We start from the raw sequence: 305 nt of genomic DNA, 5'->3' as shown, positions 1-305 counted from the left end.
TTTGTTGTCGTGATCCGATCCGGCTGTTCATCAAGCGTGATTTCTGTCCCTGTCGCATCAGTTACGTTGAGCGGAAAGCCACAGGTATTATTTCCTGCTGTCTGCATCGGTTCCTGACCGCTGTAATCGGCAGACAGACTTTCACTCTCTGAGTGTTTGAACTCTGCTACTACCGACTGTGCGCCAGCGGCGGTTCCTGAGGCTCCAACGACTGCTGTCACCACAACCACCGCCAGTAGAATCACTCGTAAGTTCTTCACAGTTGGCAGCCGGGTTTGTGAAATATAATTTTTATTATTCCAACC

1 pseudogene is annotated in these 305 nt (G+C 49.8%); it reads right to left on the bottom strand.

The features are described 5' to 3' along the window. Positions 1-305 (bottom strand): annotated as a pseudogene (locus tag Z052_RS20755) (hypothetical protein); the annotation flags it as partial.

This window comes from Halorubrum sp. C191 (genome assembly GCF_002727095.1).
Taxonomy (GTDB): domain Archaea; phylum Halobacteriota; class Halobacteria; order Halobacteriales; family Haloferacaceae; genus Halorubrum; species Halorubrum ezzemoulense.
This window is presented reverse-complemented; position numbering and strand designations above follow the sequence as displayed.